This window comes from Microcoleus sp. D2_18a_B4, from assembly GCF_036702475.1.
Classification (GTDB): domain Bacteria; phylum Cyanobacteriota; class Cyanobacteriia; order Cyanobacteriales; family Microcoleaceae; genus Microcoleus.
The window spans coordinates 66,500-73,147 of sequence record NZ_JAUBTL010000039.1 but is presented as its reverse complement, the minus strand read 5'-3'; the positions used below and the strand labels follow the sequence as shown (position 1 = coordinate 73,147).

Annotated in this window: 8 protein-coding genes; 1 reads left to right on the top strand and 7 read right to left on the bottom strand. The window is 46.5% G+C overall.

The genetic code is table 11. The features are described 5' to 3' along the window. Window positions 1-197: 197 nt before the first annotated feature. The 3 genes from QUB04_RS21145 to petN all read right to left on the bottom strand — a co-directional run bounded on the left by QUB04_RS21145 (window position 198) and on the right by petN (window position 1,279). Window positions 198-446: a DUF167 domain-containing protein gene (locus QUB04_RS21145; RefSeq protein ID WP_333287329.1), complete on the bottom strand. Its 249-nt coding sequence runs from the start codon at window positions 444-446 to the stop codon at window positions 198-200. A 60-nt stretch (window positions 447-506) separates the two neighbouring features. Continuing rightward, complete coding sequence (locus tag QUB04_RS21140) at window positions 507-1,100, bottom strand: DJ-1/PfpI family protein (RefSeq protein WP_333287327.1); 594 nt, start codon at window positions 1,098-1,100, stop codon at window positions 507-509. 89 nt (window positions 1,101-1,189) lie between these two features. Then, window positions 1,190-1,279: a cytochrome b6-f complex subunit PetN gene (petN, locus tag QUB04_RS21135; RefSeq protein WP_071883976.1), complete on the bottom strand. Its 90-nt coding sequence runs from the start codon at window positions 1,277-1,279 to the stop codon at window positions 1,190-1,192. Between the two features lie 82 nt (window positions 1,280-1,361). Between petN and QUB04_RS21130 the strand changes: the two genes are divergently transcribed. Beyond that, on the top strand, window positions 1,362-1,859 hold the full coding sequence (locus QUB04_RS21130) for a hypothetical protein (RefSeq protein WP_333287325.1): 498 nt from the start codon (window positions 1,362-1,364) through the stop codon (window positions 1,857-1,859). Between the two features lie 389 nt (window positions 1,860-2,248). On the opposite strand, the gene QUB04_RS21125 is transcribed toward QUB04_RS21130, so the two are convergent. The 4 genes from QUB04_RS21125 to bioA form a co-directional block, all read right to left on the bottom strand. Further along, a complete protein-coding gene (locus QUB04_RS21125; protein WP_333287323.1) occupies window positions 2,249-2,935 on the bottom strand; it encodes an SDR family oxidoreductase in 687 nt (228 codons plus the stop codon). Between the two features lie 157 nt (window positions 2,936-3,092). Continuing rightward, entirely contained in the window at window positions 3,093-3,704 is a 612-nt protein-coding gene (locus QUB04_RS21120; RefSeq protein WP_333287321.1) for a class I SAM-dependent methyltransferase, read from the bottom strand. A 353-nt stretch (window positions 3,705-4,057) separates the two neighbouring features. After that, window positions 4,058-5,101, bottom strand: coding sequence for a biotin synthase BioB (gene bioB / locus QUB04_RS21115; protein ID WP_333287319.1), 1,044 nt, complete (start codon window positions 5,099-5,101; stop codon window positions 4,058-4,060). A gap of 17 nt (window positions 5,102-5,118) precedes the next feature. Then, entirely contained in the window at window positions 5,119-6,423 is a 1,305-nt protein-coding gene (gene bioA / locus QUB04_RS21110) for an adenosylmethionine--8-amino-7-oxononanoate transaminase (protein ID WP_333287317.1), read from the bottom strand. Window positions 6,424-6,648: the final 225 nt, after the last annotated feature.

Here is a 6,648-nt window from a genome sequence, read left to right as displayed (position 1 = left end):
CATCATAGATGTTTATTTTTGTCAACTTTCTTGTTAAGAAAGATCCTTATAAAGCATAGCTTAAGAAGGGGGGGACAGGAAGCCTCTTTAAGTCCCCCTTCTTAAGGGGGATTTAGGGGGATCTAGACTCGACTATTAGCGAGATTTCTCAAGGGTTTTAGTCTTAAGTTGACACGACGAAAGGCACTGCCGTGTCCCTACGGAGAGATAGAAGTTGCAGGTTCGATCGCAACTTCGACAAGTTTATTTTTAGAAGAAATACCAGACTTAATGCCGATCGCAGATTTCGGCACTTTAAACTTTTTTGCCAACAGCATGATTAATTCTTGATTGGCTTTACCCTCGACTGGCGGCGACTTGAGATGTATTGTGAGGCTGCCGTCGGGTTGTTCCGCGATGCTTTGCTGTTTGGAATTCGGTTTAACTTTGAATGTGAAAATTTTCATGTGACTAATAACTAATAACTGATGACTAATGACTAATAACTAATGACTAATGACTAATAACTAATGACTATCTGAATGTTCGATCTTCGTTCCCAAAACTTTCAGGAATTCAGCCAGCCAGTTAGAATGTGCTGGCCACGCGGGCGCGGTGACTAAATTGCCATCGACTACGGCTTCGGTAACGGGAACTTCTGTATATTTGCCGCCGGCCCGGAGTACGTCGGGGCTGCAAGCGGGGTATGCGGTGCAGCGTTTGCCTTCGAGTACGCCGGCTGCTGTTAGAACCTGTAAGCCGTGACATATAGATGCGATCGGCTTTTTGCTGTTGGCAAAGTAGCGGGTAATTTGCAGCACTTGTTCGTTGAGGCGGATGTATTCTGGGGCGCGCCCTCCGGGGATAATCAAAGCGTCGTAGTCGGCGGGGTTGATTTCGTCAAAAGTCGCGTTTAAAGTGAAGTTGTGACCGGGTTTTTCGCTGTAGGTTTGATCGCCTTCAAAGTCGTGAATTGCGGTGCGAATTGTTTGACCCGCTGCTTTGTCCGGGCAGATGGCGTGGACGGTGTGACCTACCATTTGCAGTGCTTGGAAAGGTACCATTACTTCGTAGTCTTCTACAAAGTCGCCGACTAACATTAATATTTTTTTTGCTGTCATGTTTCCAACTCCTGTTATTTTGATTGTGTTAAATAGGATTAAAAAATGCGGGGCAGTTAAAAAGCTGGCCCCGCAAGCTATTCTGGAATCTAGAAACCGTTGCGTCCCCAAATGACCATTGAAATTGAGAAGGAGAACAGAACTAGCACCGAAACCCAACCGAGTGACAAAATATCCATAGCTATTTATTGAACAAACTGTACAAAGTGACTCCAAACCTTATGATAGGTCAATTTGAGCCATTTTTGAAATGAGGGCGCTGTGAAGGATTCGTCAAATTTTAGTGCCGCTGAACGGGTAGAATCTTTGAAGGCAGGGAGTGTTGCTGCTTTGTCTTGTTTGCTGGCTTTTGGGGCGATCGCCCTTGGTAATAGCTTAATTTTAGCAAATAGGTTAGATTCTCTGGCGAGTTTGCAGGTAAGGGAAATTGACCTAAATTTTGCCTTCAGAGGGGCGATCGCACTTTTGGGCGGTTTTTTGTTCGGCGTGACTTACCGCTATGCGATTCGCCGAGATGTTAACCCGCAGCTTAAATCTGGTGCGGTGTTGGCTTTTGGGTTGGTGCGGGCTTTTGGACAGTTGGATGCTGGATTGTTTTTTGAGGCGGGACTTTCTTTTGAGGCGGGCAAGATGCCCGCCCTACAGGAGTTATTGCCGTTTGCTGTTCGCGGTGTCGAGAGTGTGGTATTGTTTGCGATCGCGGGTTTGGTTCTGGATTGGGCGATCGGGCGATCGTGGATTAAGCCCTTTGATTCTTGAGTGCCAAATCTTGCAGGATTTTTTTGAACAGGCATCTTGCCTGTTCCACAAAAGTTCAATTTTCTTGTGGGGCGGGCGCAGCATTTTTTTGAACAGGCAAGATGCCTGTTCCACAAAAGTTCAATTTTCCTATCGGGCGGGCGCAGGATTTTTTTGAACAGGCAAGATGCCTGTTCCACAAAAGTTCAATTTTCTTGTGGGGTGGGCGCAGGATTTTTTTGAACAGGCAAGATGCCTGTTCCACAATTTTCTTGTGGGGTGGGCGCAGCATTTTTTTGAACAGGCAAGATGCCTGTCCCACAAAAGTTCAATTTTCCTGTGGGGAGTAGGGGTTGGGCTTCTAGCCCGCCCAAAAAATACAATTTAGATGACAGACAGCTTATTTTGCGCTAAACCCGCCCCTCGAAAGTTAATACCTCAAATTCTGAACTGCCGTAAACCATCTGTTTATCTACCGCCGACAAAACTTTATTGTTAGCAGCATCAGAAACTAAACACTGACAAACTAGCTGCGCTACATCTGCCCGGTGAATCGTTCCAGAAACTCGACAATCTTCTGTTAAAATACCGTTGCCTGTTGCAGGTTCCGATTTGAGTCCGCCGGGACGAATTACTGTATAAATCATCCCGCTTGCTATCAAATGATTTTCGGCTTTTTCCTTTTCAATTAAAACCGGGCGCAAAGTTTCTAAAGCTTGGGGCGGCAAAGCGCCGACACTATTACCGCTGCCGATTGATGAAACTAAAATAAATTTTTCCACGCCTGCTTTGACAGCCGCATCAATCAAGTTTTTGTTGCCCAAATAATCGGCTCTTTCTCCATCTTTGGGCAAGCCGCCAATTGTGCTGATTACGGCATGAATTGGCTCACCGCCAGCCATCGTCGCTTCCATAGCTGCTGCATCTAAAGCATCACCAGTCACGACTTTGATGCCCATTGCTTCTAATTCGGTGCGGGTTGTGGGCGATCGCAAAAGTGCTGTTACTTGCATCTTTTTTGCTGTCAGACATTTGGCGATTTCTAAGCCGACTCCTCGACTAGCACCTGCTAAAAAAATGTGGGATTTCTCTGTCATATTAATTGTGTTTTAAGTTGTGCAGAAATTGGTTGTTTTGACTGTGGAACAGTATACAACAATCCTCTGTAATTTTTTGAATTAGTTTTTTTTTACCGCAGAGGGCGCAGAGGGCGCAGAGGAAGAGAGGGGAAGGATTGGCAATTTCCCATTTACGTTAGAGTTTTTTGCCCACTATTACTACCCAAGATTGAGCTTCGCGGGGTAAGCCGGGGGGGCGATAGTAGTGATTGACAATTGCAAATCCTGTTTGTTCTAAACAAGGCGCTAAAGTATGATATTCCCATCCGGCAGTATAGCGTTTTCCCGTTGGCCGCTCGTCGTATCCCTCCCAATTTCCCCGGCACATTGACATGACAATTGCACCGTTAACAACTAAGGCTTTGTGCAAATCTTGCAGCACTTTCACCATCTCGTCGCTGGGAACGTGAATCAGGGAAGCATTGGCAAAAATACCGTCAAATTCTGCCTCTGGCAAGTCGAGATTCAGAAAAGATTGTTGCCAAACTTCGCATCCTGACAACTCTTTTGCTATTTCTACAAAAGCTGGAGTTGCATCTAAGCCTACAACTGTGTGTCCTTGGCTCTTGAAGGCTACTAAATCTCGTCCCGGCCCGCATCCTATATCGAGAATTTTACCGGGATTGCGGGGCATGGCAGCGGTCAGTGCGGAGCGATTTTGGGATACGTCGTGATGCCAAGTTCCTTCTCGGAAAGATTCGGCAGTTAGCTGGTATTCTGCGATCGTAATTTCTTCGCGTTTGTCCACAATTTCCCCCTGTTGTATGATTTTAGATTTTAGATTTTAGATTTTAGATTGAAGAATTTTAACCGTAGGAACACGGCACTGCCCATTGGTGTCAACTTAAGGCTAAAACCCTTGATAAATATCGGTTTTACCATAGTCGAGATCCCCCTAAATCCCCCTTAAGAAGGGGGACTTTGATAGGACTCTTGTCCCCCCCTTCGTAGGGGCGGTGCCCCCGTGCCCGCCCTTGGCTAGGGGGGATCGAACCCTCATAGTCAAACAGCAGAATGGTACTAAGTTGAACGTTAACTTGACAGGCTTTGGGCACTGCCGTGTCCTACTCTATTTCATCCGATTGAAAACTGGTATAAGAGTTACACAGCCAGGGTTTTTTGTTCGGATTTGGTAACTGCTGAATCAACTTCTAAGAGAGAACCTTCGGGGGATTCGATCGCAAATCCCGCATCTCGAATCATGTCCCAATCTTGATGGGCAGCTTGTCCGGGAGTTGTCAGATAATCGCCAACAAAGATAGAATTAGCAGGGTAGAGTCCGAGAGGTTGCAGCGATCGCAAATGTACTTCCCGTCCGCCAGCAATCCGAATTTCTTGACTCGGAAGCAAAAATCGGAACAAACAGAGAATTCGCAAACATTGGCGGGGAGTTAACCTGTTCACATCTGCAAATGGCGTACCGGGAATCGGAATAAAAAAGTTGACGGGTACGCTAGTAACGCCCAACTTGCGAAGCGAAAGCGCTAAATCGATCGCATCATCATCCGATTCGCCCATCCCCAAAATTCCGCCGGAACAAGTTGTGATCCCCGCTGCTTTTACGTGTTCGACGGTTTCCACCCGATCGCCAAAAGTGTGAGTGGTGCAAATGTCCGTGTGATATGATTCGGAAGTATTGAGATTGTGATTTACGCGATCGACTCCAGCTTTAGCCAAACGATGAGTTTGCTCCTCGCTCAACAATCCCAAACAAGCGCAAATTTTTAGGTTATAATTTGCCTTCACACTCTCGACAGCATCCAAAACGCGATCGAAAGTAGATGCGTTAGGTTGGCGGCCCGAAATCACCAAACAAAACGTACCAGCTTTTAAATCTGCGGCGCGTTGGGCGGCATCCAGAATTTTCTCCTTAGCTAAAAGCGGATATTTCTCAATTTCCGCAGTCGAAATTTTTGACTGAGAACAATAATGGCAATCTTCAGGACAAAGGCCACTTTGAGCATTTAACAAATAGTGCAGCCTGACTCGGTTTCCCCAGTAGTGGCGGCGCACCCGATAAGCTGCGTTTAGTTGTTCCAGCAAAACCTCATCCGGTGCGCGCAATACGGCTAAAGATTGCTCGCGAGAGAGACATTTGCCCGCCAGCGCGTCGTCAGCCAAATCGTTCCAATTGGGTAAATTCATTACTAAAATTAAAGGGTTTACAGAGTATCCAAAACCTGACGAATCACCCGATAAATCGATTCTAGTTCATCAGGAGAAATGCAGTAGGGAGGCATCAAGTAAAGCGTATTTCCCAAGGGGCGGAGCAAAAACCCCGCTTCGAGAAATTTGGCTTTCAATACAGGAGCGATGTCATTAAAATAACCGGAATCGCTTTCCGTTTTCACATCCATTGCTGCGATGGTGCCGCAAGTCCGAATCCGTTCGAGTTTAGGATGATTTCTCAGCCATTGATTCAGATATTTGTGGTGGAGTTTTTCCATCCCTTGATACACATTTGGGTTTTGCTCCAAAAGCTCCAAGGATGCTACACTCACCGCACAAGCTAAGGGATTTCCGGTGTAAGAATGACCGTGAAAAAAAGCTTTGTCCCATTCATCTCGCCAGAAAGCTTGATAAATATCCTCCGATGCCATTGTGACAGCAATTGGCAAACAGCCACCAGACAATCCTTTAGACAAACACAGGATATCCGGTGAAGTTGCAGATTTAACCGAGGCAAACAGTTCGCCCGTGCGCCCAAAACCCGTCATTACTTCATCGTAAATCAACAATACATTAAACTGGCGGGCAAGTTGTGCGATCGCCCGCAAAAACTCAGGGCGGCACATTCGCATCCCCCCAGAACCTTGCACCAAAGGTTCGATAAAAATACCCGCATAGCCGCCCTGCTTTAACAAAAACTCCAATTTCTCTAAACTCGCCGCCTCCTTGCTTTCCACCTCCTCATCGCCGTCAAAAGTCGCCGGAAAAGGAACAACATCCCCAGCAAACATTAAAGGTGCAAAAGATTCCCACCACAGCGAACTTCTCCCAGCAGACATCGCGCCCACAGTATCGCCGTGATAACCTCCCTCAAAACTAATAAAGCTAGTGCGGTTAGTTTCTCCGAGATTGCGCCAATATTGAAATGCCATTTTCAGAGCAACTTCAACAGCAGTCGAGCCGTTATCAGAAAAGAAAATCCGCGTTAAAGAAGCAGGCGTATGAGTGAGCAATTTACTCGCAAGTTTCTCGGCAGGTTCGTGAGTAAAACCCGCAAAAATTACGTGTTCTAACTTTTGAGCTTGTTCGTAAAGAGCCTCAGCGAGAACCGGATGGCTGTGCCCGTGAACAGTCACCCACCAACTCGAAATGCAGTCAAGAATTTGCCGCCCGTCTGCTAATTCCAGCACCGATCCTTTGCCGCGAATTACCTTCAGCGGCGGGGCAGCCGTTTTCATTTGCGTGAAGGGCTGCCAAATCGGTGAGATTGAAGAATTATGTTCCTGATTCGCAGTCATCTTTACCCATACAGCTAATATCAAGTCGCCTTTTAATATAGCAATTTTAAGTCACTTATGAACTTTTTATTTTTAATTATTTTTACTTCTCTTCCTACCCTTCGGGAACGGCTTCGCCGAACCTGTCCTTCGCGTCTTCGCGGTTCGTTCAAAAAAAATCTAGTTGGGTGTTGAGGGCGGCTGCGCTGCAACGTCAGCCCCCATATCACGTATTCCAGGGCGATG

Coding starts and splice junctions, on each gene's coding strand:
- QUB04_RS21145 (WP_333287329.1), bottom strand. CDS start 446: ATGAAAATTTTCACATTCAAAGTTAAACCGAATTCCAAACAGCAAAGC.
- QUB04_RS21140 (WP_333287327.1), bottom strand. CDS start 1,100: ATGACAGCAAAAAAAATATTAATGTTAGTCGGCGACTTTGTAGAAGAC.
- petN (WP_071883976.1), bottom strand. CDS start 1,279: ATGGATATTTTGTCACTCGGTTGGGTTTCGGTGCTAGTTCTGTTCTCC.
- QUB04_RS21125 (WP_333287323.1), bottom strand. CDS start 2,935: ATGACAGAGAAATCCCACATTTTTTTAGCAGGTGCTAGTCGAGGAGTC.
- bioB (WP_333287319.1), bottom strand. CDS start 5,101: ATGAATTTACCCAATTGGAACGATTTGGCTGACGACGCGCTGGCGGGC.
- bioA (WP_333287317.1), bottom strand. CDS start 6,423: ATGACTGCGAATCAGGAACATAATTCTTCAATCTCACCGATTTGGCAG.